Below are 26067 nucleotides of genomic sequence, written 5' to 3'. Positions count from 1 at the left end.
CATCCAAAAAAACAACTAAATAACTGCTTTTTGTATTGATTATTAATAATGTGAAGTAATAATTGTCTTCAGTTTAATTAACAAAAATTAAGAGGATATTTTAAAAGGTCAAGTCGCTTCTCTACGAGACGCTGCGCGAACGCTCCAATTAAAAATTAAAAATTATTAATTAAAAATTGCAATCAGTGGGGGCTTGCACCCAAAATTAATTAAAAAAAGGTCAAAGCTACTCCCTTCCCACCAGAAGAATATAGATTAAATGAACCGCGTATCCCTTACGGGACTAATAATAGCCAGGTGCTGCACTTTAATTATAACGGTTTCACACAGCAGGTTTATCTAACTAAAGATGTATAACTTTAGTCAGAAAAACATATCTCTTCAGAACCAAGTAAACCAATTTCTTTAAAATTAATAAATTAGATAATAATTAACGAAATTTTATTTGATTTTCTAGTTATTACTGTAAGTCGTTCCTGTAGTCTTTATTGATTTATTTTCTACTTTTATTTATTTCATTATTTTTGTTTTTTGATAGTAATAAAAATGGTTATATAGCAATCCTCTTTGAGTTGTGAATTGATGGTATAATTATATTACTAGAGTAAATACCGCTCATAAAAATGAAAAATTTTTTACTATAGCAGTTCTATATTAGTCGTGATAGCGCAGCTTGGCATATGCCATACAACAATATCCCCGACTTCTCTGAGAAATCCAAGATCTGACTCTTGTTCACAAATCAGAGCGGTTCTTTATCATGCTGTTGTCTGCTGAAAACCAGTCTAGAAATAGCTTTGACCGTTTTCGGAGATATCCACCACATCTACTAGTAAATAATATACAACTATCCTAAGGTGGACATTAACAAAGATTTTAAGCTAAAGTTGTTATGAGTTTGTTTTAAAGCTAGGATGTAAAAATGCAACAGTAAATAAGCAAAAGAGTTGCTACAGTCTGTTATAACTACAATGCTTAATACTAATAAGATAGGTAGAAGCAAAAAAAACCGTGTCTCATATCCTGACATCAATAAATCAACACTCAACATTGAACGGGAAAAATATCCCAGTAGTTAAGAAATTGAAATATGCAAAAACCAGCTATTTCTAAACAGCCAATTCGTTCCTTAGAAGATGCTATAGATCAGTGTCAAGTTCTGGGTATGCGCGTCAGCCGCCAGCGGCGCTTTATTCTGGAACTACTTTGGCAGGCAAATGAACATCTTTCTGCCAGAGAGATTTATGATCGTTTAAACCAACAAGGCAAAGATATCGGACATACGTCTGTTTATCAAAATTTAGAAGCCCTATCCAGTCAGGGTATCATTGAGTGTATTGAACATTGCGATGGACGTTTATACGGTAATATTAGTGATGCCCATAGCCACGTCAACTGTATAGATACAAATCAAATTCTCGATGTTCATGTGGAACTCTCAGAAGAGTTTCTCCACCAAGTTGAGGTAAAAACAGGAGTGAAGATTACTGGCTACACCATTAACTTTTATGGCTATCGTAACTCACCATCAGGTGAAGATAGTCATTAATTATGACTTATTGGGCATAAGACATAGGCATGACTAATAGATCACAATCAGGTTTAATCAGCTAAGTCTCAAATCGGATTCCTAGTTGGGAAAAAAAGAGTATTTGTATATGAGTATAATATGCACGATCGCCCTTTGACATTATTGCTAATCGACCCAGATCCCATCTTTCGTCTAGGGTTAAGGGTAGCGTTGGAAAGCATATCCGATATACAAGTAGTAGCTGATGTCCCAACAGATATCGCCGCCTTGCAAATTTTAGCCCAAATTATAGCTCAAGACCCTAACCAAGTGAATTTGATAGTTTTAGAGTTAGGTAATGGTTATTCTAGGGAATCTCAGCAACTAGGTTTGCAATTCTGTAAACAACTCAAGGCATTATACCCCCAGATACCTGTATTACTACTGAGTGTTATCTCCACACAAGAACTGCTGTTAGCAGCCAAGTCTACTGGTGTCAATGGCTATTGTCCTAAAGGTATATCAATTTCTGAATTAGTCCCCATTATACAAGAAGTAGCAAATGGTGGTTACTACTGGTATATAGTCACGTCTTTGTCATCCTCTTTGCCTTTGAGTAGTCTGCGGAATAATGTCCGTTTGTCAGGAATTAACTACATTAACTCTACTCTCACCGCAGTCACAGGACAATTAAAAATCCCTGGACTACCACTACTAGATAAAGCTATACTCGCAGGACAAAGACGTGAACTGTTAGCCGCTCGTTGGTTAGTTAATCATTTATTAGCTGCACCAAAGGAAGAACAACCAATACAGCCTGCTCAACAACTACCTTCACCTAATTATCCTACTAACGCTATTAGTCCATTAAACTCCCAGCAGATGCCAACTTTTTTGCCACCCTTACTGAGTCCAAGAGTGCTGCAATCTACAGTATTTACATCCTGCGTTAATAAACTCCAGTTTCCTCTACAGAATCTCACAGATATACCCTTAGAAATCGACATATTTCGGGAAGAAAAAAAACGAGAATTACTTTATATTATTCTGCAAAAATTGTCTCAACAATTGGATGATTTACGCAATAATGAAGTCAAATTAAACTTAATACAAAATTTCAAAAATAAAATATTAATTGATTTGTGGCAAGAAGCAATTAGAGATTTTTTTGGGAAATTTTCCTGTATATATATAGGCGATAACAAAATAGAAATAGCCAGTTTTATGCTCGATAACGCAGCTAATGTAGAAACACAAATTCTGAATAAAATTCCCTTAACTGTGGAGTTGTTTTCTTATTTAGTTTTACAAACAGATTTGTATATTGATAATATATCCTATCGAGCAGGTAGTGAACAAGCAAATTCGCAAGCATCAATAATTTTAGAGAATTTGTTGATTCAGGTAGCCAATGCTGTAGTACAGCCATTACTAAATTTTTTAGCAGATATAGAAACCATTAAACAAGGTTATTATGATCGGCACATGATTTCCACCAGAGAAATTGAACGATTTAGAAATAACTTATCGTGGAAATACCGATTGCGTAATTATGTAACTGAAGCCCAAGAAATTTTTGAAAGCCGCTATGAATTATTTGTATTTGCACCTCGTGGTATTGCCAAAATATCAATTTATGCACCTCGCAGCCAAGAGTTAACAAAACTTTCTGGTATTCCCTTAGTAGTGACATTAGTGCTAGAATTTCGTGATGCGATTGCACCCCGCATACAATCAATCTTATCCTTTTTAGGTAGTGGATTTGTCTTCATTCTTACCCAAGTAATTGGACGAGGATTAGGTTTAATAGGGCGGGGAATTCTCCAAGGTATGGGTAGTGTTTCCTTAATAGAAAAAACCCAGAATCGCAATAAAGAACGAACTAAATAACTACAAAAAAAGGGAACAGGGAACAGGGAACAGGGAACAGATAAGAAACTTTAGTTCTGAGTTTAAAGCTCAGTCAAAAAAAAGATGTTTTTTGAGATGACGAGCAACGAAAAAAACAGTGCGGAGCCGGAGCCGCTCCGCCTCCGGTCATTATTTCAATCTCATGTTTTTAAACATGAGTTTTTTCTATTCCCTGTTGCCCGTTCCCTGTTCCCTCTGAACAAAAAACCCTCCGCGTACCTCCGCGCGTACTTTGCGTTCCTCTGCGTTAAAAAACACTATAAATTCCAATTGCGGCGAAAATAGAAAAAGCTTTGCAAAAACTCTTGTAAAGCGTAATTTTTATCCAGTCTTTGCTTACCCCATTCCCTTGCAGTTTCTACCAAGATTTCCGTGAAACAGGGATATACAGGAGCCAAATTTGCTAAATGCTTAACTTGAATATTTTGTGATATAGCCAGCGCAATTAGATTAATTAACTCGGCTGCTTCCTCTCCTAATATAGAACATCCTAAAATTTCCCCATTTTCACGGACAATTAATTTACAAATACCAGTAATTTCGCCTTTTATTTGGGCTGCTGCTAATGTTTTAAAATATTGTTTTAAAACAAAAACTTCATTTTTACCATATTGGCGTTTAGCTTGGTTTTCTGTTAAACCAACTTGTGTTACCATCGGTTGAGAAGATATTCCCCAGGGAAGAGACCGATAATTAACAGTAAATTTAGGAAAAAATAGCGCATTTTTCAAAGCAATATTAGCTTCATAATTAGCAAGATTGGCAATATCATAACCACCAATAGCATCACCACAAGCGTAAATTCTGTGATTGGTGGTTTGTAGTTTTTCATTGACTACCAAGCGGTGGGGATAAAATTTCACACCTGCTGCTGCTAAATTGAGAGATTCTAGATTTGGCTGTTGCCCTGTTGCGACTAAAATTTCATCAGTTTCAATAGCTATATCTCCAGCTTGAACCCATTTTTTATCTCCAATTTTCAGTACTTGAGTTACTACTGTTTGGGTGATCACACGCACACCATCAACTTCTAATTGTGCGAGTAGTAATTGGGCTATTTCTGGATCAAGATGAGAAAGAATAGAGCGATGTTTAACTATTAAAATGACGTTGCCACCCAATCTTGCTAAAGTTTGGGCAATTTCAATGCTTTGAGGTAAACCACCAATAATTACCCAATTTTTGGGGGGGTTTGATTGATCTAAAGATTGCCAAATATTAGCTAGGGTTAGGTAGCCAGTGGCTTGTAGTCCTTCAATTTCTGGAATTGCTGGACGTGAACCACAAGCAAGCAAATATGTCCGTCCGCGTAAAATTCGGTCTTTAACCGCAAAACCTAATTTGGGAGAAGATTGAAATTGACCATTGTCAAAAATAATATCTACTCCTTGGGCTGCTAAATTAGCGAGAGAATTAATGTGGGACAGATTTGCAGCTACACCACGAGCATATAACATTGCCTCTTGCACGGCTTTGGCAGAACCGAAATTAGACATTGCTGGTGGTGATTTGGCTGGTAATCCTGCTGTAGGATGATTTTGTCCGTGGAAATAAATATCTGATGCCGAATTCACCGGCGGGGCAAAAATCCCCAGATTTACTAAATCAAGCGATTGCTGCGCCTTTTTAGCAAGTTCGCTGAGTGCATGGTGATAATTCAACTCATCGTTAACTTGAGGCTGTACTAAGGCCACTGTGGCGTGTAATTGAATTGCAGCTAAAGCGGCTTGGTATCCGGCAAGACTACCGCCAATTATGACGATATCGTAATCAATCTTCATCGGGAACAGGGGGCAGGGTGCAGGGGACAGGGGGAGAACTCAGCACTCAGCACTCAAAACTCAGCACTCAGCACTGATTTAAGGGCTGTTAGTAAGCGTTGGTTATCTGATTCAGAACGGACAGCAACTCGGAAAAAGCGATCGCCCAATTCTTTAAAACTCAGACAATCTCGAATTAAAATCTGGTACTGCTGGAGTAATTGTGATTGTAACTGGGAAGTAGACTGTTGGGACTCTACCAGCAAGTAGTTAGCAGCGCCTTCTAGGGGTCGTAATCCGGTTATTGAGGCTAGACCTTGAAATAGTTGATTTCGGGCGGTTGGTAGCCATTTCCAGGTGTGTTCTTGAAAGTCTGTATCTTGGAGGGCGGCAATTGCGGCGGCTGCGGCGAGGGTGTTGACAGGCCAGGGATCTCGCCATGATTGCCATTTAGCGAGACGGTGAGGGTGAGCGATCGCATATCCTAACCTTAACCCAGGGAGACTGTAAAATTTGGTGAGCGATCGCAATATGACTAAATTCTCATATTCCTGCACCAATCCAATCAGGCTTTGTTCTTCATCTGGGGGCAGAAAATCCATAAACGCTTCATCCACCACCACCAAAGCAAACTCTTCCAGATAAGGCAAAATAGAATCCCGTGTAAATAACTTTCCCGTCGGGTTGTGCGGGTTATTTAGCAGTAAACCGCAATTGGGTGGTGGGGAAGAAGAGGACGCGGTGACGCGGTGATGGGGAGACGCGGTGAGAAAGTCGGAGTCTTGGCGGTTCCCGTCGAGTCCGAACTTCCGAACCTGAAGGGTGAGAAAGAGAGATTGTCCCCGTGTCCCTCTTTCCCCGTGTCCTTTTGTCCCCGCGTCTCCGTGTCCCTCTTTCCCCGCGTCCCCGCGTCCCCGTGTCTCCCTGTTCTCTGTTTTCAAATCAACCGGAAACTCCAGGACTTTAGCGTTGTAAGCCGCTAGGGTGCGGTAATAGTCGCCAAAGGCTGGAGTAATTAACATTGTGGCGGATAATTGCGCTAATTCCCTACCTAATAAAGTGAGTAATTCTGCGGAACCATTGCCCGGCAGAATCCACTCAGAAGCTATTTGATGGAAATGACCCAGAGCTAGTTTTAGTTCTCTATAATCTGGGTCTGGATAGTGCCTAAGATTACCAAATTGGGACACAATCGCAGCAATAACGCTGTTTGGTGGTCCCAACGGGCTGATACTGGCAGAAAAATCCACAATAGCATCAGGGGGACAGCCAGCCAGTGCTGCTGCCCAAGCTAAATTCCCCCCGTGTGCTTGTTGTTGCATCAAAAAAAGATTTCCTAGAACAGAAGTTACTCTTTTGGGGGTGCTACTCTTTCTCTAAATAGTTTCCCAGCAGAGAAGGCGGGAACCTTAGTAGCTGGGATTTCCATTTTTTCATTGGTTTTGGGGTTACGGCCTTCACGAGCTTTGCGTTCCCGTGATTCAAAAGAGCCAAATCCTACCAAGGTGACTTTATCACCAGAGGAAACCGCTTCAATGATTGTTTCTATGGCAGCACTTAAAACAGCATCAGCTTGTTTTTTGGTGACACTAGCCTTTTCTGCCACTGCATCAACTAATTCGCCCTTGTTCATATCAAACTCCTTGAGGTTTACTGGAGATTCTTTAAGGATGCACTTTGTCGCATCTTTACGGAAATCTCTGTTTGCAGAATTACAAAAATCGTTCCTTAAGAGTCTTTACACTCAAAATCTCTGTAAATCTGATTGGCGCGACTTTTCAATGAATCATTCTAAGGCGTTGTAGCCAGAAGTGAACAGATGAAAGCATTAATTTATATAGATTTCAGGATTTTTTGTGTTTTTTGCCTCATTGTTGCCCTGGAAACAGCCTATTTTTAGGAATAAATACTTACTGGGGACTGGGGACTGGAGATAAAAGTTATTTTTGTCCTTAGAATTAAAATGGTACTAATGTTTTGAGGTTAAGAGTCAGGAAATGTTGCATGGCGAAGGATCGTTTTCACAATGCAGTGAGAACTGCTTTGGAGAAAGAAGGATGGATAATCACTGCTGACCCTTATCAGGTAAGCGTTGGGGATGTAGACTTTGAAATTGACCTAGCAGCACAGATGTTAGCAGCCCAAAGAGCAGATAAAAAGATTGCTGTCGAAATCAAAAGCTTTATTGGTGGTTCAAATGTTTCCGAGTTTCATACCGCTCTTGGGCAATTTCTTAACTACCAATTTGCTCTTGAAGAGTTTGATCCGCAACGAAAACTATATCTGGCAATACCCGAATCAGTTTATAAATCATTCTTTCAGCGTCGTTTTACACGGACAGTAATTGCCAGAACTCAAATTAACCTACTCGTTTATGAGCCAAAACAGGAGATAATTGTACAATGGCAGTAGAAGAGTATCGTCAAATTATTCAGAATTTAATTTTAGAAAGAGCGGAAAGACGATTTTCGCCAGAAGAAATTGAAGCACAAGCAGTTATAGATACTCAACATGACCACTATCTTCTACTACATACTGGTTGGCGCGGGAATAATCGCACTCATGGATGTAGTATGCACATTGATATTAAAGATGGCAAAATCTGGATACAGCATGATGGCACTGAAGTTGGAATTGCTACATTACTGCTTGAACAAGGTGTACCAAAAGAAGATATAGTCTTAGCATTTCATTCTCCTGATATGCGCGAATTTACAGAATTTGCCACACATTGATGCTGTATGGAATACACAAATTATTCAACACTCAATGATCTTTCTATTGCCTGTCTAATATAGCGTTGATAGGGGATACCTTCTTTTTGTGAAACCTTCTTCACAGCTTCTAACATTTCTTCAGACATTCTGATATTGACACTTTTGTCTTTAGGCTTAAATTCAAAGGTTACAGGTTGAAAATTTCCAGGATGAAGATATTCTGATAAGTCATCTTCTAAAAGTGCTTCTATTTCTTCATCCGTTTTGACTCTTGGGAAAGTTTTCTTCATAGGAAAATACCTCTTTATCGTGCATATATCTCGCACTGATTGGTCTAATCAATATATCCGCTTGCCGATTGCGAAAAGTAAAAGCTACAAAAATGTGCCTTCCTTTACAGGAAACTCCTACAGCAAGATATCTATCTTCATCTTCAGAATGCTTAATGTCTGGGGTAATCAAAACATCCTTCTGATGAAATAAATATTCGATTTCTTCTTGAGAAACACGATTCCAGCATTTTTTGGAGTTTCCTTCATCCCAATCAAACCCATTTACAGTTTCTAGCATAGCAATAAAAATGACGTTTGTATATACAAATGTGAACATCATTTAATCTATCACAAGCTATGGCAACTGCTATACCCTCAATACCCGACTTTTCCCATAAATCGGGTATGTCAAAAACAATGACCAATAACCAACTACCGGGGCTGAACGTTCAAACCACGACGCTCAAGGATTTGCCGCACCTGTGGACTAGGATTATAGTTATAACCATAGCTGGAACGCTCCGAGTCATCCATCACCTGGGGTGTGAGCAATACAATCACCTCTCTGCGTTCATTGGTTCTGTTTGATCTTCTAAACAGGGAACCTAGCAATGGAATATCACCCAATATGGGAAGCTTAGAAATAGATGTCCGGTCTTGGTCTTGAATAATACCACTCAAAATTAATGTTTGACCATCTCGCAACCGCAGTACACCAGATTGAAGACTTCTAGCTGCCAACAGTCCAATATCCCCATCAGAGGTTGCTGTCGTACCACCAAGCGCAGATACAGTAGGTGCAACAGATAAGGAAACAAAACCGTTATCATCAATCCTGTCAACTCTCACGGACAGAGTTAACCCTGCTTCCTTGATGATAGGTCTTCTCGTCAAGTTACCATTGATTAATATTTGTTCAACGCCTCCGTATACTTCTGAAGTTAACTTGACTACAGCATTCTGTCCTTCTTGGACAATTAGAGTTGGGTCTGTCAAAACCTTAGCATTGCCACTTTGTACCTGAGCCTGCAAACTAGCAAGGAATCGTTTAGGAAACTGATACAAACTTGGTAATTGGTATGTATATGTGCTTGCAGTTGCAGCGGTAGTTCTGGGTTGCAAAATAAAGCCAGTCGGTTCACCAGTAGTAGGATTAACACCTGTTGGGACAATTTCAAATGTAGTTGTTGCCGGTGTTCCCGGAGTAAAGTCTGTAATCCCAGGTTGTAGGGGATTCCCCTTTGGGTCTAATGGTGGATCAGCTGATGGTCTACCTGTTGTGTTGAAGAAATTATCACCCAAAAATGGATCTCCCGTCAAAGGATTTGTGATCACAGGTGTATCAGTCACACTGTTTGCCACTTCATTACGTGTAGCAGGTCTAGAACCACCAAAATTAAACGTCGCAGCACCACCATCACTAGAGAAGTAGTTATTACCAATTCCAAAGGAAAAACTGGCGTTAGAGTCTTGAATCCCTAAAAGGTTCACATCAATAATTTTGACATTCACCACAACTTGACGACGGCGGATATCTAGCTGAGTTAATTGAGTCGTTGCCATCTCAACCAGCTTAGGAGAACCAATCAAGGTAACAGAATTTGTGCGCTCGTCTCCAGATGCCTGTAAACCTCTGAGTAAAGGGATTGAATCTTTATATTCGACCCGTTGAGTTTCAATTTTTGTTTCTGTAGTTGTCTGAGTTTGAGTAACTGCGGCATTAGCAGCACCCCCTACAGGTACAGCGTTAACACTTGTTACCAGTCGTTCACGGCTAACAGCACTTTCTGCACCTAAAGCCACCAAAAAGTTTAAAGCGACTCCCACCGTCACCTGATTCAATCGCAGGCTACGCATCACATTATCACGGGTGGAATTAGGCAGTTTAGTGCCGACAAAAATCGTCCTGCCACTGCGGTTCGCTTCTAAACCACTCAAGCGCAAAACGTAATTAAATACATCTTGCACTGGCTCGTTTTCTATATCTAGGGAAATTGTCTTTTCATTACCAGCTGCACCAGGCTGACCTCCCGCAGGTTTCTTATCATCTCCGTCTGTGCCAACATAAGCTAAGTTCAGACCAGCTGCACGAGCCAGAAGTGACAAAACTTCCCTGACTGGTGCTTCTCGCAGCACTAAACGCGGAACTCGTTCTTGAGTGCCTAAATCAATAGTGGTAGGAGAAGTATCGATACTAGCTTGGGTAATATCTCCCACTGGTGGAGCAACGGCTCTCGGTAAGAACGGAGGAGCTTGGTTGTAAGGTTGATTAGGGCCAGCTGCTTTTGCCGGTTTGCCGTCAATTGTGATTTCTGGGTTAGGCACTAACACATCTGGCTTTTTACCAGGCTCGACAGGAATATTAGCCTGTGTTGTGGGTGCTGATGCGGTGGTGTTTGTACTAGGTGTTGTGGGTGCTGATGCGGTAGTGTTTGTGGATGGAGTAAAGCCGAGAGTAAGACTGTTATCTTTTCGGACTACAGGCTTACTAGTGGGGATATTATCGCTACCAGTTACTGTCACCCGCACACTATTGGCATCTAACTGATTAACTTCTACGGATGCAATTCCCGGTGCAGGATTTTCTTGGCGGAAACTCTTACCTTGGGGTAAACGCAGTTGCGTATTAATTACATCTGCAACTAAACTTTTGTCTCTTTTGGTGGTGAAAACCTGGGGACTGTTACCAGAAGAAGTTTTTAACATTACACTAATTCCCCCATCAGCGGGATTTAGTTGCACGTCAGTAATTTGACTCGTTTGTGCCAATACTGGTTGTGTTGCCAAAAGTACGTAAGCAGCCACACTTGATATTAAAACATTACTATGAACCTGTTTCACAGTTCATTCCTCACATTAAATAAAACCTTGTTTGTATGTCCACTAGTGCAGCGTGACGGAAATAAAACTACTCTTCAAAATCCGTGAAAAGCTCATAACATAAGCTTTTTGAATTTTGAATTCACGGCGGCACTAGCCTCTAATCTCGTTTTCATCCGTACTGATGTACGCAGTTGATGACAGTTACTTAAGCAACCATCTGTAATTAAACTTGTCGGACATTAAATTTGCATTTAAGTTACAAATCAGCACTCAGAACTTGGTAATTGTTACTTCTGGGCTGGTGGTGGTGCTGAAGCGGCAGCTACTTCTGCTGCTTCCTCTGGAGTCAATGGCATTAATGCCTCTAAATCAAAAGAAGTTGCCAGTTTTCCTGGGCCAATCTGCACTACTTTCTTGTTTTCCTCTGAGTTTTGTATTTCTGGAGGAACTAATTTTGAGTCATAGTTTTTGACTAACAACAAAGGCTGTAAACGCTCAATATTACGCATAATTGACTGCGTTTGTTCAAAAGTGCCTTCAATTTCTACCTTGATATTGCTGCGTTTGAGCTTATTGTTGACTTCGGCTCCTAAGCTATCATCAGTAATTATTTCTGGTTTATCTCCTGATGGTACAAATTTTCTCAGTGTGGCTCTGACGGAATTGGCCGTAAATTGACCATTGCTAGAATCTACCAAGCGGCTGGTATCCATTAGCAAGGTTGCCAAACTTTTTTCGTTAGCAAATAAAGCTAAAACTTGAACTTGTTGCTGCTTGGCTTGGGCTAATTCTGCCAGTACATTGTCAATTTGTTTGGCTTGGGCTGTCTTTTGGTCAACTTGTCCTTGAAGTTCCTGACTTTTTGCTTGTTGCTGCTGATAGGTATCCCAAGCAGGCATGACAATGTTAAGTATCATGTAACCAGCTGCCAGAACACCCATGAATCCGACTAAAGCGCCAATGATTGGTGTTGTTAAAGTCACACCAAAAACAACGGGGTTGGATGATGGGGCATCATCGAAGCCGGTGGCGTGTTGTGAAAAACTTAAATCATCACTTAGCGTCATTTGGAAATGACTCCTGTTTTTTGGATACTACGAAGCCTAGTCACTAATCCGACTGTGCCTTTTTGTTCTAACTCACGAATTAATTCAGATGCTGGTGTGGTACTTAGACCAGCCTTAATTGTGTATTTAACCACTTGAGGTGGTTTAATTTTCACATTACTTTCATTAGATTGATCATCAGGTGGAATAGCACCTGTTTCTGGAGGTGCATCGATTAATTCTGCTGTGCTAATTTTACTTTCTGAGGCATTTACAAACTTAGACTGACCTAAACTCAGTACAAAGTCGTTAACATCCCTAAAAGAGCGAGCAAAGCCATTAATTTCTATGCCACCAGCGGGATTGCTAGGGGCTGTTCCTGGGGTGGCTTGGGTTTGAAGAACAGGGGCGATTTGCTTGATATTTTCAATTTGGACATTTTTGGGAATGCGATCGCGCAAATCTTGTAACATGGCTGACCAAGGACGAATCTGATCAAACACAGTTACTAAAGCTTGTGTTTGCACTTTAATCCCTGTTGTTTCTGTCTTGATTTTGTTAATATTGGCTATTTTTCCATCTAACTGCTTATTTTCTTGATCCAGTTTTCCGATGAGTTGCTCTAACTCAGCGGTTTTCATTTGCAAAAACCATAAGCTACAGAATGCCAACGCAGGTAAACCCACACCCACTCCCAGTCCCAAATATACTGGTCTTAAATTTCCCAGTTGAATTGGTGGTTTGACAGTTTTTTCTGAGTTGATCTCAACAGGTAAGCGGTCTTTGAGAAAGTTAATATCCAGACTATACACTTTGTTAAACCTCCCGCATTCCTAGACCAAGTACTATTCCCAAACCAGGGCGTTTCACTGATGGGTATTTTTCGGCTTCTACTTCCAAAGACAAATCCCTGATTGGATCTATTTGGGTGGTAGGGAAACCTAATCGTTGGGTAAAGAACTCATCTAGCTGTTGGAGTCCTCCCCCTGTTCCAGCTAGTAAAATCTGCGCTACTTCTAAACCTTCACTTTGATTGATGTAAAAATCGACAGAACGGCGCAGTTCGTCTGATAATTCCCCCAGCACTTTCAGCATCGGAGCCATTCCCGGATTAATCCCAGTAGTTCCGCTTTTTAAAGCATCATTAGAAGTTGCCGGAATAGTCATTCCCATCAACATATCCATATCTCGTGATGTGGGTAAATTCATTGCTCTGGATAGAGCCGATTGTAGTTGATATGTGCCAATAGGCACGGTGCGCGAAAATTGCGGTACACCATTAATAATGATGGCGATTTCCGTACTGTCAAACTCAATATCAACTAACACTGCTGCTTCTTGAGGACCAAATAGTCTCAACTGATCACGAATAGTGCGAATGAGCGCAAAACTGTTAATTTCTAAAACATCGATTTTTAATCCTGCTTCTGCAAACGTATTAATATAGGTATTAGTCACCTCCTTACGAGTGGCAACCAAAAGCACCTGTACTTTTTCAATTCCATCCTCATCTACAAAGTACCCAAGTTTCTGGTAATCTACATCAGCTTCTTCTCGTGGATAAGGCAAATACAAAGCTGCTTCATGGTTGAGTACCATCTCCCGTAACTCTTTGTTATCCAATTCTGCTGGCACAGGGATAACACGTACAATTGCATCTCGCCCTGGAACACAAGTAGCAACGCGAGAAGCTTTGATTTTACTCTCAGCCATTGTTTGCTGGATGAGTTCGGCCATCCTGGGAGAATCGTTAATTTGACCGTCGGTAATTATTCCCTCTGGGACTGGTACTGTTATTAACGACTCTATTTTTAAGCCTTGACGTTGCTTGCGTAGCTGAACTATGTTCATTCGTTCGGGTGCAAGCTCAATACCAATGCCTCTATTAGATTTCCCAAACAGATTACCAATATTACCAAAGTTAAGGATATTACTGACACTACTGAGACTATTAAGGGCTTTCACGACAGTCTTACCTGCTACATTGCTAAATGAAAAATTTAAATCCTGTTGAAAACTAATTTAGTACCAAGTAATCTATATAGCCTATAATCTCGACATTTCTGCATAAGCTTTTCACCCTTTTCAATCGTAAAAATATTAACACGATGATTCAATTACGAAAATTCCAACAAATGACTGTTTGGGCATTAATTGGCTTACTGAGCAGTTGGGTAGTAAGTTGTAGCACAAGTAATGTGAATACAGCTACAAAACCTGCTGCTTCTGAAGCAGCAACTATTGAGTTTTGGACTATGCAACTCCAACCTCAATTTACCAACTACTTCCAAAGCCTAATTACGACTTTTGAATCGCAAAACCCCAGTATCAAAGTCAAATGGGTTGATGTGCCTTGGTCGGCGATGGAGAACAAGATTTTAACAGCTGTCTCCGCAAAAACGCCACCAGATGTTGTCAACCTTAATCCAGATTTTGCCTCCCAACTTGCAGGACGAAATGCTTGGTTAGATTTGGATGCAAAAGTCCCAAAAGAAGTTCGTTCCTCCTATTTGCCGAATATTTGGCAATCTAGTAGCCTTAATGGTAAGACTTTTGGGATTCCTTGGTATCTCACCACGAGGTTAACTATTTATAACACTGATTTATTAAAACAAGCAGGTATCAAGAAACCACCTGCAACTTATGCAGAAATAGCGCAAGCAGCACAACAAATCAAAGATAAAACAGGTAAATACGCATTTTTTGCCACTTTTGTCCCTCAAGATTCTGGTGAAGTATTGGAATCTTTTGTGCAAATGGGAGTCACGTTAATCAATGCTGAGGGAAAAGCCGGTTTTAATTCACCACAGGGAAAAGCTGCTTTTCAATATTGGGTAGATTTGTATCAGAAAAAATTACTACCTAAAGAATCATTGACACAAGGCCACCGTCATGCAATTGATTTATACCAATCTGGGGAAACTGCGTTTTTAGCTTCTGGCCCTGAATTTCTCAAGACGATATCTAATAATGCGCCAAAAATTGCTCAAGCTTCAGCTATCGCACCCCAAATTACTGGTGATACAGGTAAGAAAAACGTCGCTGTTATGAATATAGTCATTCCCCGCGCCACTAAAAATCCTGACGCAGCGGTTAAATTTGCTTTATTCGTTACTAATGACGAAAATCAACTAGCTTTTGCTAAAGCGGCTAATGTTTTACCTTCAACCATCAAATCACTTGCTGACAGCTATTTTAAAGAAGTTCCCAATAATGCCTCAACTGTGGAAAAGGGGCGTATTATCAGCGCCCAACAGATGCAACAAGCAGAGGTTTTAACCCCCAAAATCAAAGATTTCAAAGTCTTGCAAAAGGCAATTTATGAAAATCTCCAAGCTGCAATGTTAGGTGAAAAAACGGTGGATAAAGCTGTAGAAGATGCAGCACAACAATGGGATAATCGGTAATTCGTAATATTTCCTTCGGAAACGCTACGCGAACGTAATTCGTAATTCGTAATTACTAACTGTTCCCTGTTCCCTATTCCCTATTCCCTATTCCCTATTCCCTATTCCCTATTCCCTATTCCCTATTCCCTATTCCCTATTCCCTATTCCCTATTCCCTATTCCCTATTCCCTATTCCCTATTCCCTATTCCCTATTCCCTATTCCCTATTCCCTATTCCCTATTCCCTATTCCCTATTCCCTATTCCCTATTCCCTATTCCCTATTCCCTATTCCCTATTCCCTATTCCCTATTCCCTATTCCCTATTCCCTATTCCCTATTCCCTATTCCCTATTCCCTATTCCCTATTCCCTATTCCCTATTCCCTATTCCCTATTCCCTAAAAAATGACCGATTAAATAGAGAGAACCGGATAAAACTACTAAGTTATCTGTAGAGGTAAATGCAGCATCTAAAGCTGAGAATACATCTGGATAGGTGCTGCAAAAACCTACATCTGGGCAAGTTTCTAGGGCTAATTTTGTTAAGTGATCAAGATTTGCGGAATTACTATCGGGAACTGGTACTAAATATAATTTATCTCCTCTTTTGAGTAGTGCTTGAAAAATATCAGCATGATCTTTAGTAGCCAGCATTCCCATTACCCAAGTTATATTTTGAGTATTGAGACTATCTACATAATGACGTAAAACTTCTGCTGCGGCTGGATTGTGTGCGCCATCAATTAATAGTTTATGATCTTTCCAAGTAATCCATTGCATTCGGCCTGGCCATTTAGTTTTTCCCATACCATTAATAATGGCTGTTTCAGAAATTTCCCAACCTTGTTGTTGCAATATTTCCAAAGCTGCTAAAGCCAAAGCTGAATTATGTAATTGAATTTGTCCCTTTAACGGTAATGGATATTTAATTTTAGATGGAGAGTTTTCTATTTTTTCTACATCTGTCAATCTTTGATATTCTGCCCATCCTGGGTTAATATTCTCAGCAGGTTGAGGGGTAAAAATAGGGCATTGTAATTCTAGACTAAGCGATAGCGTAGCGCTGCTGCAAGCAGTTCGCACCACTGCTTCCGCTTCTGCTGGCAATTGACCTACTACTACAGGACATCCAGGTTTGATAATACCAGCTTTTTCTCTGGCAATATCGCTAACAGTGGGGCCTAATTGCTGCCAGTGTTCCCGACTGATGGAAGTAATTACCGTTACCAAAGGCTGAGAACAGACATTCGTTGCATCCAAACGCCCACCTAATCCGACTTCCATCACCGCTATATCAACTTTTTTTTGTGCAAAATATAACCAAGCTGCTGCGGTAATTACTTCAAACTGAGTAGGTGATTCTTGATGGGAGTCAATAGCAGCTTTAATTTTCAGTATTAATTCGCATAATTCACCTGAGTCGATAGGCTGCTCGTTAATACAAATACGTTCTGTCCAATCTACCAAATGGGGGGAAGTGTAGCGTCCTGTGCGATAACCAGCTTCAGTAAGTACTGAGGAAAGATAAGCACAAACCGAACCTTTGCCGTTAGTGCCAGCAACATGAATGACAGGAACTTGGTGATGAGGATTTCCGAGATTTGCCAATAATTCGACAATGCGGGATAGTCCCAGATTGACACCAAAGTGTTGAAAGGGTTGAAGTAAAGAGTCAGGATTCACGGAGATTGGGAATTGGGAATAGGTGACCGAAGAGGACGCGGTGAGGGGAAGACGCGGTGACGCGGAGAGATTATCCCCATGTCCCCGTGTCCCTCTTTCTCCGTGTCCCCGTGTCTTCTTCAAAGTATATATTTTTTTCTGTTCCCCTTCGGGTTCGCCAGTCGCCACAAGTCGAGAAACCCGCCCAAGGCGCTGGACTCACCTATTCCCTTCATTACCGATTAGCTAATTAGGCTTCTTTGTTCAAAAAGTTTTGCACTTGTCTTAAAGCCGCAGCACCGATATTAAACACAGCCCAACTAGCAGCAATCACTACTGGTGCTAAAACAATTACTACACGGGTATCGATGTCCATATTAGAAGCCCTCTGTTAATTAGAATTTAAAGTTTTGTCAACAGTTCTCAATTTTTATTTTTAGCTTAAGTGGGGTATTTTTCCAACCTTAAGTGTAAAGAATAGTTAAGTCATTGGTCATTGGTCATTGGTCATTGGTCATTGGTCATTGGTCATTGGGGAAAAGGTAATTAAATTATTCTTAATTGTCACCGCGTCTCCCTCCCCGCGTCACCGCGTCTCCCGCTCTCCGCGTCACCTAACTAAAACCAATATCAGTCCCTTTACCGGCGTGAACTAGGGCTAATTTATGGTATTTTTCAGCGTGTTCGATCAGTTCTACGGCTTCGGTTTCTGTGAGTTGACGGACGATTTTAGCGGGGATGCCTACGACTAAGGAAAAGGGTGGTATATCTTTGGTAACGACTGCACCAGCACCAATGATGCTACCTGTACCAACTTTGACTCCACCTAAAATTATTGCCCCTATGCCAATTAAACTCCCCGATTCGATATGGGCAGAATGTACCACAGCACGATGTCCAATAGTGACATGATCTTCTAAGATTGTGGGACAACCAGGATCACCATGTAAAATGGCTCCATCTTGAATGTTTGTGCATTCGCCAATTTCAATGCGTTCTACATCCCCTCTAACAACGGCTCCATACCAAATGCTTACTTTGGCTGCAATGCTGACTGAGCCGACAACAACGGCGTTGGTGGCAATAAAGGCGGCTTGAGAAAAATCGGGAGATGTCCAGTAGGAAACAGTAGACACGATAGAATATTGATATGGTACCCAGGAACACTGGAAAAACTCCAACTTTTGAGGCTGGTTGCACAACCAGGATATCACAGCCGTTTGGCCTCTACGCTCAGGAAGTTACTAGTACCGCTACACGAAATTAAAAATTAACAATTAAAAATTAAAAAAGCAGATTACACAAGCTTTTTAATAATTTTTAATGGTAGCTTTATTTTCGGCGCGTTTTACTAGTTTGCTCAGGCAGTAACCCATGATTGTCTGGAACAGTGAGCAAGTAACTAACAGTGGCGGAGCCGGAGTGTAAAATTAACCCCAATGGTGCTGGTGAAGAGAAAACTATGTTTGTACGCACTTCATGATGAATCCAGCCTTGCAGTACCCAATATTTGGCCCTGAAATACAGTGTCCCCACTGTCGCCAGACTATTCCCGCGCTGACACTGACCGATACCTATCTTTGTACGCGTCATGGTGCTTTTGAAGCAGATCCGAAAACTGGGGAGTTGGTACATCTCCAGTCTGGTCGTCATTGGCGCAGATGGGATGGAGAATGGTATCGACAACATACTCATCCTGATGGCATTCGGTTTGAAATTCACGAAGCGTTAGATAAGCTATATACCCAAGGCTATCGTGCTACAAGGGTGATTATTGCCCGACGCTATGAGGAATTGATGAGTGGCTATCTAGAACGCAGTAGTCCTTGGCGTGCTGGACAACCAGAAGGAGCTTCTGCTCGTTTATATGGCTTACCAGTGGAGTTTGGTCCAGATGCTGCTCAGGAACCTTGCTGGGAAGTGATTAATTTTGATTTGGACAAGGAGCTTGGCGTGCCGGTACGTTACCCTTATTTCCGGCTGTTTGAATAGATAGGTATGGCGATTTTAGATTTAAGGTTGTAAATTTATCCTCAATCCTAAATCTAAAATCTACAATTCCATGCACCACGTTTCTATTCGGACTGCGAATATTCACCATGCGATCGCTTTTTATGAGCAGTTAGGATTTACGGTTTGCGATCGCTTCACTACCGGTTATACTTTAGCTTGTTGGATGGAAGGTTTGGATAGCCGCATTGAATTAATCCAAATTCCCCAGCCAAAACCAGCCCCTGATGCTTTTGCAGATGAGCATTATGTGGGCTATTATCATCTTTCCTTTGATTTAACTGAGGTTACGCCAGATTTGCATGGTTGGTTGGAAAGTTTAAAGGCGCGAATAGCTATAGTCAGTGATTTACAGCCTTTGAAAATCCTTTTAGAACCAACACAGCAGCAAATAGGCGATCGCATTTTGGAAGTCGCTTTTATCGCTGACGCTGATGGTTTACCTTTGGAGTTGATCCGCTTTTTGTCGAAGCTGGGTAATTCGTAAACAGGGAACAGGGAACAGGAAACAGGGAACAGGGAATTCTTAATTTTCCTCACATCTCCGTGTCTCCGCGTCTCCCCATCTCAGTGTCAGCCCTGATCACAAGTATTCATGCGAACTTTATATTAACAGATTTTTACTGTTGACATAATTTAAACAACGTGTTTTGGTCTACATCCCCTTTGCAAAACTTAATTACGAATTACGAATTGCGTTCGCGTAGCGTTTCCGAAGGAAATATTACGAATTACGAATTAATTTAGTCGCTAATTTTCCAGAAAGTTTAAACCACAGATGTATAGGTAAAAAAGGTGTAGTCTTATTTACGTATATCTAAAAACTATATGTTTGTTATTTCGGTCTTCCATAGATATCGTGTTCCCCTATTATTGTTCATATTATCGATAATTGCAGCGGTTTTGTTGAAACATACTTTTTCAATTAGCCAAAAATTAGTTAGATCCAACGGGGAACATTCTCAGCAAATTTTCGTAGGTAAAAAGACAAATAATCTCACCTTGGCAAAAAATATTCAGAAGACAGTGCTGGAAAATGGTCTCACTGTCTTAACAAAGGAAGTACATAATGCCCCAGTTGTAACGGTGCAAGTGTGGTATAAAGTTGGTTCAGGTAATGAAGAACCGGGAGTAAATGGTGTTGCTCACCAATTGGAACACATGATGTTTAAAGGTACGAAAAATCGTCCTATTCAATTTGGACAATTATTTAGTGCTTTAGGTAGTGACTCCAACGCTTTTACTAGCTACGATCAAACTGCATATTACAATACTGCGGAACGAAACAAACTCAACGCGCTACTGGTTCTGGAAGCTGACAGAATGCAAAATTTGCTGCTTGATAACCAGCAATTAGCGAATGAGAAGCGAGTAGTTATTTCTGAGTTACAAGGTTATGAGAATAGTCCAGCATACCGTATTAGACGTGCTGTGATGCAGTCTGTTTTTCCTGATCATGCTTATGGTTTCCCTACTGGTGGTACTCAAGCTGATGTGGAAAAATTAACTATTGAGCAGGTGCGGGAATATTACCAAAAATTCTACAATCCTGATCACGCGGTGTTAGCGATTGTGGGAGATTTTCAAACTCAACCAACTTTGGAAACTGTAAAAGAGGTTTTTGGGAAAGTTCCCAAAAGTCAAAAGTCTTCCCACCTCTCTACTTCTCCACTTCCCCACCGCTTTACCTCATCTCCCATTGTCTTGCGAGAACCGGGCGCAGGTAAACTGTTACAATTGATTTATCCAGTTCCTAATTTAACTCACCCGGATATACCTCTGCTAGGTGTGATGGACTATATTTTGACTGGGGGAAAAAGTTCTTATTTATATAAAGTATTGGTAGAATCGGGTTTAGCTACTGATGTTTCGGCTCGTGTAGTCAGTTTGCGGCAATCTGGTTGGTATCATGTTTTGGTGACTGCTGCTGCAAATCAGGATTTGTCAAAAATTGATAAAGTTATCAAAAGCGCAATTGCTCATTTCGCAAAAACTGGGGTGACACCAGAACAAGTTGAAGACGCTAAAACTCAATTAATTGCATCCGTAATTTTAAATGGTCGGGATATCACTAGTCAAGGGATGCAATTGGCTAATGATGAGCTAACATCTGGTGATTATCGTTATACAGAACGCTATTTGGAAAATGTTCGCAAGGTAAAAGCGGCAGATATTATAGCTGTGAGTGATAAATATCTGAAGTCAGAAATGGGAACTGTGGGATTTTTTGAGCCAGATCAAAAGTCTCCAAAAGCAGTTGATCATCAAAATGATTCCCCACCAACTCAGGAAAATTTGACTTCTGGAGTTTCTTTGACTGCTTCTGAGGTGAGGAAGTATTTACCTTCTGAAAATACTGCGACTCAGATTATATCGAATCAACAATTACCACAGAAGTTGACTTTTGTCAATGGTTTGCAGGTATTATTATTACCAGATCAAAGTAGTCCGACGGTGACTTTGAGTGGCTATATCAAAGCTGGGAAAGAATTTGATCCACATAATCAAGCTGGATTAGCGGCTTTGGTAGCAGATAACTTGATGAATGGCACGAAAACTAAAGATACTTTAGATATTGCCAAAATTTTAGCAGCACGGGGTGCAAGTCTGGATTTTACAGCGCAGCGTCAAGGTGTGCGAATTCGAGGTAAGAGTTTAGCTGAGGATTTCCCGATTTTGCTGGGGACTTTGGCTGATGTTCTGAAAAATAGTACATTTAATGCTGGGGATTTAGAACTAACTCGTCAACAAGCTTTAAGTAAGGTTGATGTGGAATTGGATGATCCTGATGAAGTCGCAAACAGAACTTTCATACAATCTATTTATCCGCCTAATCATCCTTTACATAGTTTCGCTACTAAAGAAAGTCTACAGAAAATTAAACGTGATGATGTGATTGCTTTCAAGTCTCGGCATTATCGCCCAGATACGACCATATTAGCACTGGTGGGAGATTTTGATTTCGAGAAAGTGCGATCGCTCATCGAAACTCAGTTTGGTGATTGGCACGTGAGCGGAAATCCACCAATATTACAATATCCCCAAGTGGTAATTCGGGATCAAGGAATGCGTGTTAATCCTTTTCTTCCTGGTAAAGCCCAAGCAGTGACTTATATGGGTTATACAAGTATAAAACGGGAAGATGCTAGATTTTATCAAGCTTTAGTGTTGAACCAAATTTTGGGAGGTGACACTTTATCTAGTAGACTGGGAGCAGAAGTGCGCGATCGCTTGGGTTTGACTTACGGAATTTACAGCAACTTCCAAACTGGAAAGAACGTGGGGACGTTTTTGATTGAAATGCAAACCAATCCAGAAGATACTAATAAAGCGATCGCTAGTACTCGTAAACTTCTCAAGCAACTACATCAGCAAGGTGTGACTAAACTAGAAGTCGAAAATGCTCAACGCACCCTGATTAGTAACTATCATATTTCCCTCGCTAAACCAGAAGAATTAACAGATAAGATTGTTATGAACGAGGTATATGGACTAGATACAGTAGAATTGCAGTCTTTTGTCCAAAAAATCCAGAATGTTACCCAAACTGAAGTTAATCAAGCAGCCCGTGAGTTAATCCACCCTGATAAAATCGTCGTAGTAACAGCAGGTTCAGCAATTATGGCAGAGCAGAGATAATGTTGATTTGAATACTGTCATATCTGTTGGGACTGGTAATGGGTAATTGGGAAAAGTAATTGCCGAACTTGATATGATTGAGCGCTGAGGACTGAGAATATGCTCAAATCATGGATAATGGTAATAGGTGTTACTGATAGATAAGGCAAGAAATGAGTAGTTGGCTGACAAAAATTTCCAAACATCTATATTCAGTCTTTTGTTTATTGGCATTCCTAGTTTGTCTCAGCTTCATGGGTGCAACTCCCGCCAGAGCAGCAAATTTATCTGGTGATATACTGAAACAACCAGCGACAGAAATTAAAGTCAGTTTGGGTAATGCCGCTGGTGAACTTATATTTGAGCCAAATCATCTAGAATTACAAGCTGGTAAACGCTACAATCTCCACCTGAATAATCCTAGCCCTGTAAAACATTATTTTACGAGTAAAGATTTTGCTGATGCCATTTGGACACAAAAAGTTGAAGCAGGTAATGTCGAAATTAAAGGTGCTATTCACGAACTAGAACTAAAACCTGCTGCGGAAGCTGAATGGGTGTTTGTACCACTCAAACCGGGAAAATATGGTTTACGCTGTACCATAGCTGGACACACAGAAGCAGGAATGATTGGAGATATTGTGATTAAATAGGGCTTGCTGATAGCGTAGCGTCAGCCATAAAAGTCTTTTCGTGATCACTTTGAATGTGTTCAGCATCTCATAAAGGAAAATGGAGCTTCTTCTTTCCGTTTCACTCAAGTCAGAATCACAAAATTGTTGTTGATGGTTGCCAAATTTATGAAGTAAGAGGGTTGACGGCAACCTAGAAACCTGATATAATAAATTTTGATAAGGAAGAACTATCTGGCAATATATAGGACTCCTATTTGAAGTTTGAACAGAACTCCGTATAGCTTGATTCCTTCTTCTCTGTTCCCTGTTCCCTATCTCTACGAGTAAATATGCCTACGGCACGCTACCGCGAACAGAAACCAAACCGGATTCCTATATAGAGAACATAACCAGGATGTTCAATAAAATTCTCTTTATGTTCAATCTTGTTAATCCTGATTAAGAAGAGCATCCATATCAAAATTTATTATAATACTCCCTTGGATTTTACTTAAGATTATCAAAAAAAAGTCAATAGGTCAATATCAATCGCTGAAAAAACCTAAACTCGTCAAATTATTGATATTGTTGTCAACAATATTGAGAATAGAGGTAAGTTATTGCTAAAAATCTGGTCTTGCACAACTTTTATAAAATCCTTATTTAAAAAACTTATTTATCTCAAGTACTCCAATCCGAATCAAAACCGTTTCCTCTTCCCAATCACTTGTGTTTCTCCAGAGGCGCAAAATAAGTTAAGTTAAATGTAGATATTTTTCTCAACTAAGCTTGATAACTAAATTGACACTTAGGCTGTCAAGCACCAGCAATTATTAATTTTCCCATGAACATTTTCAGCAACTTGCTTTCTAAACCAGCCCAGCCAAAACCCGAAAAAAGACAACGCCGAGGAATTGAAATTAAATCGCCCCGTGAAATTGAAATTATGCGGCAATCAGCTAAGATTGTGGCAACCGTTCTCAAGGAAATTTCTGAGCTAGTCCAGCCAGGAATGACTACGGCTGATTTGGATGCTCATGCGGAAAAACGCATCCGAGAAATGGGTGCAACACCTAGTTTTAAAGGTTATCACGGTTTTCCGGCTTCGATTTGTTCTAGTATTAATAATGAAGTTGTACATGGCATTCCTAGTCCGAAAAAAGTTATTCGAGCAGGAGATGTATTAAAAGTTGATACAGGAGCTTATTATCAAGGTTTTCACGGTGATTCTTGTATTACAATCGCTGTGGGTGATGTAACTCCAGAAGCTGCTAGACTGATTCGCGTCGCGGAAGAAGCTTTATTTAAAGGTATTGAACAGGTAAAAGCTGGTGTACACCTAGAAGAGATTGCTGGTGCAATTGAAGACCATGTAAAAGCTAATAATTTTTGTGTGGTAGAAGAATTTACTGGACATGGTGTCGGTCGGAATTTGCACGAGGAACCTGCGGTATTTAACTACAGAACTCGTGATATCCCTAATGTGAAATTGCGTTCAGGGATGACTTTAGCAATTGAGCCAATTTTAAATGCTGGTTCTAGATTTACGCGGATTTTATCTGATAGATGGACGGCTGTAACTGTTGATAATGCTATATCTGCTCAGTTTGAGCATACGGTGTTGGTGACAGATACAGGTTATGAGATTTTAACGGATAGAACATTATAGCGGTTCTTGGTTGAGTGAGATACAAACACCCCACCCCCAACCCCCTCCCCGCAAGCGATGAGGGGACTATGATGTATCTCATTCAAGTGCATACCGCTATAGTTTAATAGACATTTGGTGAAAATTATTGTAGGGACAATTCATGAATGGTTCCTACAAGAGTTTCAGGTTATGCACATTTAATTAACGGAGATGTCTAATAAATTAAGAATGCGATCGCATTTATTCCCATTTTCCCAATTTTTATCAGTTAATCAGTGTTTGAATAGCTTGTAACAAATTTTCCAGGGGTTCTGTTTTGGTAATAAATGCCTGAACGTTAGTTCCTCGTCTTGACCAGTAGCGAGTAAAGATGTATGAAAATGCAAGTTGCAAAAAATAACAATGAATGAAATTGATTTAGCTTTTACCCCGGCTTTAGAGTTAGCACAATTAATCCGTCGTCGGGAAGTGTCACCCCTGGATTTGGTAGAAATATATTTAGAACGGATTGAACGCTTAAATCCCCAACTGGGAAGTTATTTTACAGTCACGGCAGATTTAGCTGTTGCTGATGCAAAAGCCAAAACAGAATTACTCACAACCACCTCAGAATTACCGCCATTTTTTGGTGTACCAATTTCTATTAAAGACCTTACATCTGTAGCAGGAGTTACTTGTACCTACGGAAATCCGGCATTAGTCAATAATATCCCTAACTACGATGATGGCGTAGTAAAGCGGATTAAACAAGCTGGGTTTACGATTCTTGGTAAAACTGCAACTTCCGAATTAGGTTCTTTTCCCTACAGTGAAGCTACGGGATTTCCCCCAGCCAGAAACCCTTGGAATTTGGAATATACTCCTGGTGGTTCTAGTGGTGGTGCAGCCTCATCGGTAGCAGCGGGATTAAGTGCGATCGCTCAAGGTTCCGATGGTGGTGGTTCAATTCGTGGCCCTGCGGCTTGTTGTGGTGTGGTGGGCATCAAACCAGCACGGGGAAGAGTCACCAAAGCACCTGTAGGCGATCGCTTGGGGGGAATCGCTGTTAATGGTCCAATCGCCCGCACAGTGGCTGATGCAGCC

At 40.6% G+C, this 26067-nt stretch carries 23 protein-coding genes; 11 read left to right on the top strand and 12 right to left on the bottom strand.

Annotated features, from left to right (window positions below; all coding sequences use genetic code 11):
* Nucleotides 1-1090 precede the first annotated feature (1090 nt).
* Both A9Y75_RS15470 and A9Y75_RS15465 read left to right on the top strand, forming a co-directional pair.
* On the top strand, nt 1091-1549 hold the full coding sequence (locus A9Y75_RS15470) for a Fur family transcriptional regulator (RefSeq protein WP_071190430.1): 459 nt from the start codon (nt 1091-1093) through the stop codon (nt 1547-1549).
* A 120-nt stretch (nt 1550-1669) separates the two neighbouring features.
* Nucleotides 1670-3400: a DUF3685 domain-containing protein gene (locus tag A9Y75_RS15465; RefSeq protein ID WP_071190429.1), complete on the top strand. Its 1731-nt coding sequence runs from the start codon at nt 1670-1672 to the stop codon at nt 3398-3400.
* A 278-nt stretch (nt 3401-3678) separates the two neighbouring features.
* On the opposite strand, the gene A9Y75_RS15460 is transcribed toward A9Y75_RS15465, so the two are convergent.
* From A9Y75_RS15460 to A9Y75_RS15450, 3 genes are read right to left on the bottom strand one after another with little or no spacing between them, the layout of a single operon-like run.
* Nucleotides 3679-5202: an NAD(P)/FAD-dependent oxidoreductase gene (locus A9Y75_RS15460; RefSeq protein ID WP_071190428.1), complete on the bottom strand. Its 1524-nt coding sequence runs from the start codon at nt 5200-5202 to the stop codon at nt 3679-3681.
* Between the two features lie 53 nt (nt 5203-5255).
* On the bottom strand, nt 5256-6503 hold the full coding sequence (locus A9Y75_RS15455; RefSeq protein ID WP_071190427.1) for a threonine-phosphate decarboxylase: 1248 nt from the start codon (nt 6501-6503) through the stop codon (nt 5256-5258).
* Between the two features lie 26 nt (nt 6504-6529).
* On the bottom strand, nt 6530-6814 hold the full coding sequence (locus tag A9Y75_RS15450; RefSeq protein WP_016950232.1) for an HU family DNA-binding protein: 285 nt from the start codon (nt 6812-6814) through the stop codon (nt 6530-6532).
* Nucleotides 6815-7185: 371 nt separating this feature from the next.
* On the opposite strand from A9Y75_RS15450, the gene A9Y75_RS15445 reads away from it, so the two are divergent.
* Together A9Y75_RS15445 and A9Y75_RS15440 are read left to right on the top strand one after the other, a co-directional pair.
* On the top strand, nt 7186-7593 hold the full coding sequence (locus A9Y75_RS15445; protein ID WP_071190426.1) for a XisH family protein: 408 nt from the start codon (nt 7186-7188) through the stop codon (nt 7591-7593).
* Nucleotides 7584-7916, top strand: a complete 333-nt coding sequence (locus tag A9Y75_RS15440; protein WP_071190425.1) for a XisI protein — start codon at nt 7584-7586, stop codon at nt 7914-7916. The genes A9Y75_RS15445 and A9Y75_RS15440 overlap by 10 nt, the downstream gene beginning before the upstream one ends.
* Before the next feature lie 20 nt (nt 7917-7936).
* Here A9Y75_RS15440 and A9Y75_RS15435 read toward each other — a convergent pair whose 3' ends face one another.
* The 6 genes from A9Y75_RS15435 to A9Y75_RS15410 form a co-directional block, all read right to left on the bottom strand.
* Nucleotides 7937-8188 (bottom strand): CopG family antitoxin, encoded by a 252-nt coding sequence (locus tag A9Y75_RS15435; RefSeq protein WP_071190424.1) that lies wholly within the window; start codon nt 8186-8188, stop codon nt 7937-7939.
* Entirely contained in the window at nt 8154-8507 is a 354-nt protein-coding gene (locus A9Y75_RS15430; RefSeq protein ID WP_236721423.1) for a BrnT family toxin, read from the bottom strand. The genes A9Y75_RS15435 and A9Y75_RS15430 overlap by 35 nt, the downstream gene beginning before the upstream one ends.
* A 95-nt stretch (nt 8508-8602) precedes the next feature.
* The gene (locus A9Y75_RS15425) at nt 8603-11011 is read right to left on the bottom strand and encodes a type IV pilus secretin family protein (protein ID WP_071190423.1); all 2409 of its coding nucleotides are present in this window, start codon (nt 11009-11011) and stop codon (nt 8603-8605) included.
* A gap of 269 nt (nt 11012-11280) precedes the next feature.
* Nucleotides 11281-12060, bottom strand: a complete 780-nt coding sequence (locus A9Y75_RS15420; protein ID WP_071190422.1) for a pilus assembly protein PilO — start codon at nt 12058-12060, stop codon at nt 11281-11283.
* A complete protein-coding gene (locus A9Y75_RS15415) occupies nt 12057-12851 on the bottom strand; it encodes a PilN domain-containing protein (RefSeq protein WP_071190421.1) in 795 nt (264 codons plus the stop codon). Before A9Y75_RS15415 ends, A9Y75_RS15420 begins: the two co-directional genes overlap by 4 nt.
* A 4-nt stretch (nt 12852-12855) precedes the next feature.
* Complete coding sequence (locus A9Y75_RS15410; protein ID WP_236721422.1) at nt 12856-14004, bottom strand: type IV pilus biogenesis protein PilM; 1149 nt, start codon at nt 14002-14004, stop codon at nt 12856-12858.
* Between the two features lie 143 nt (nt 14005-14147).
* On the opposite strand from A9Y75_RS15410, the gene A9Y75_RS15405 reads away from it, so the two are divergent.
* Nucleotides 14148-15446: a sugar ABC transporter substrate-binding protein gene (locus tag A9Y75_RS15405; protein WP_071190420.1), complete on the top strand. Its 1299-nt coding sequence runs from the start codon at nt 14148-14150 to the stop codon at nt 15444-15446.
* A gap of 367 nt (nt 15447-15813) precedes the next feature.
* On the opposite strand, the gene A9Y75_RS15400 is transcribed toward A9Y75_RS15405, so the two are convergent.
* The 3 genes from A9Y75_RS15400 to A9Y75_RS15390 form a co-directional block, all read right to left on the bottom strand.
* Nucleotides 15814-17112, bottom strand: a complete 1299-nt coding sequence (locus tag A9Y75_RS15400) for a folylpolyglutamate synthase/dihydrofolate synthase family protein (RefSeq protein WP_071190419.1) — start codon at nt 17110-17112, stop codon at nt 15814-15816.
* 229 nt (nt 17113-17341) lie between these two features.
* Entirely contained in the window at nt 17342-17467 is a 126-nt protein-coding gene (locus A9Y75_RS15395; RefSeq protein WP_016950225.1) for a photosystem II protein Y, read from the bottom strand.
* A 238-nt stretch (nt 17468-17705) separates the two neighbouring features.
* Nucleotides 17706-18227, bottom strand: coding sequence for a gamma carbonic anhydrase family protein (locus tag A9Y75_RS15390; protein WP_071190418.1), 522 nt, complete (start codon nt 18225-18227; stop codon nt 17706-17708).
* 343 nt (nt 18228-18570) lie between these two features.
* On the opposite strand from A9Y75_RS15390, the gene A9Y75_RS15385 reads away from it, so the two are divergent.
* The 6 genes from A9Y75_RS15385 to A9Y75_RS15360 all read left to right on the top strand — a co-directional run.
* Nucleotides 18571-19083, top strand: coding sequence for a TIGR02652 family protein (locus tag A9Y75_RS15385; RefSeq protein WP_071190417.1), 513 nt, complete (start codon nt 18571-18573; stop codon nt 19081-19083).
* A gap of 70 nt (nt 19084-19153) precedes the next feature.
* On the top strand, nt 19154-19588 hold the full coding sequence (locus A9Y75_RS15380; protein WP_071190416.1) for a VOC family protein: 435 nt from the start codon (nt 19154-19156) through the stop codon (nt 19586-19588).
* A 341-nt stretch (nt 19589-19929) separates the two neighbouring features.
* Nucleotides 19930-22740, top strand: coding sequence for a pitrilysin family protein (locus A9Y75_RS15375; protein ID WP_071190415.1), 2811 nt, complete (start codon nt 19930-19932; stop codon nt 22738-22740).
* 152 nt (nt 22741-22892) lie between these two features.
* The gene (locus A9Y75_RS15370; RefSeq protein WP_177176203.1) at nt 22893-23372 is read left to right on the top strand and encodes a cupredoxin domain-containing protein; all 480 of its coding nucleotides are present in this window, start codon (nt 22893-22895) and stop codon (nt 23370-23372) included.
* 805 nt (nt 23373-24177) lie between these two features.
* The gene (gene map, locus A9Y75_RS15365) at nt 24178-25002 is read left to right on the top strand and encodes a type I methionyl aminopeptidase (RefSeq protein WP_071190414.1); all 825 of its coding nucleotides are present in this window, start codon (nt 24178-24180) and stop codon (nt 25000-25002) included.
* Between the two features lie 384 nt (nt 25003-25386).
* The coding region (locus tag A9Y75_RS15360; protein ID WP_143046437.1) for an amidase at nt 25387-26067 on the top strand (681 nt) is incomplete at its 3' end.

Origin of the sequence: Trichormus sp. NMC-1 (genome assembly GCF_001858025.1) — a bacterium.
Lineage (GTDB): Bacteria > Cyanobacteriota > Cyanobacteriia > Cyanobacteriales > Nostocaceae > Anabaena.
This window is presented reverse-complemented; position numbering and strand designations above follow the sequence as displayed.

What these genes read in the sequence shown, in the direction of transcription:
- A9Y75_RS15375 (WP_071190415.1), top strand. Translation starts at nt 19,930, where the DNA reads ATGTTTGTTATTTCGGTCTTCCATAGATATCGTGTTCCCCTATTATTG.
- A9Y75_RS15450 (WP_016950232.1), bottom strand. Translation starts at nt 6,814, where the DNA reads ATGAACAAGGGCGAATTAGTTGATGCAGTGGCAGAAAAGGCTAGTGTC.
- A9Y75_RS15395 (WP_016950225.1), bottom strand. Translation starts at nt 17,467, where the DNA reads ATGGACATCGATACCCGTGTAGTAATTGTTTTAGCACCAGTAGTGATT.
- A9Y75_RS15405 (WP_071190420.1), top strand. Translation starts at nt 14,148, where the DNA reads ATGATTCAATTACGAAAATTCCAACAAATGACTGTTTGGGCATTAATT.
- A9Y75_RS15445 (WP_071190426.1), top strand. Translation starts at nt 7,186, where the DNA reads ATGGCGAAGGATCGTTTTCACAATGCAGTGAGAACTGCTTTGGAGAAA.
- A9Y75_RS15465 (WP_071190429.1), top strand. Translation starts at nt 1,670, where the DNA reads ATGCACGATCGCCCTTTGACATTATTGCTAATCGACCCAGATCCCATC.
- A9Y75_RS15440 (WP_071190425.1), top strand. Translation starts at nt 7,584, where the DNA reads ATGGCAGTAGAAGAGTATCGTCAAATTATTCAGAATTTAATTTTAGAA.
- A9Y75_RS15470 (WP_071190430.1), top strand. Translation starts at nt 1,091, where the DNA reads ATGCAAAAACCAGCTATTTCTAAACAGCCAATTCGTTCCTTAGAAGAT.
- A9Y75_RS15460 (WP_071190428.1), bottom strand. Translation starts at nt 5,202, where the DNA reads ATGAAGATTGATTACGATATCGTCATAATTGGCGGTAGTCTTGCCGGA.
- A9Y75_RS15370 (WP_177176203.1), top strand. Translation starts at nt 22,893, where the DNA reads ATGAGTAGTTGGCTGACAAAAATTTCCAAACATCTATATTCAGTCTTT.
- A9Y75_RS15385 (WP_071190417.1), top strand. Translation starts at nt 18,571, where the DNA reads ATGATGAATCCAGCCTTGCAGTACCCAATATTTGGCCCTGAAATACAG.
- A9Y75_RS15420 (WP_071190422.1), bottom strand. Translation starts at nt 12,060, where the DNA reads ATGACGCTAAGTGATGATTTAAGTTTTTCACAACACGCCACCGGCTTC.
- A9Y75_RS15455 (WP_071190427.1), bottom strand. Translation starts at nt 6,503, where the DNA reads ATGCAACAACAAGCACACGGGGGGAATTTAGCTTGGGCAGCAGCACTG.
- A9Y75_RS15430 (WP_236721423.1), bottom strand. Translation starts at nt 8,507, where the DNA reads ATGTTCACATTTGTATATACAAACGTCATTTTTATTGCTATGCTAGAA.
- map (WP_071190414.1), top strand. Translation starts at nt 24,178, where the DNA reads ATGAACATTTTCAGCAACTTGCTTTCTAAACCAGCCCAGCCAAAACCC.
- A9Y75_RS15380 (WP_071190416.1), top strand. Translation starts at nt 19,154, where the DNA reads ATGCACCACGTTTCTATTCGGACTGCGAATATTCACCATGCGATCGCT.
- A9Y75_RS15435 (WP_071190424.1), bottom strand. Translation starts at nt 8,188, where the DNA reads ATGAAGAAAACTTTCCCAAGAGTCAAAACGGATGAAGAAATAGAAGCA.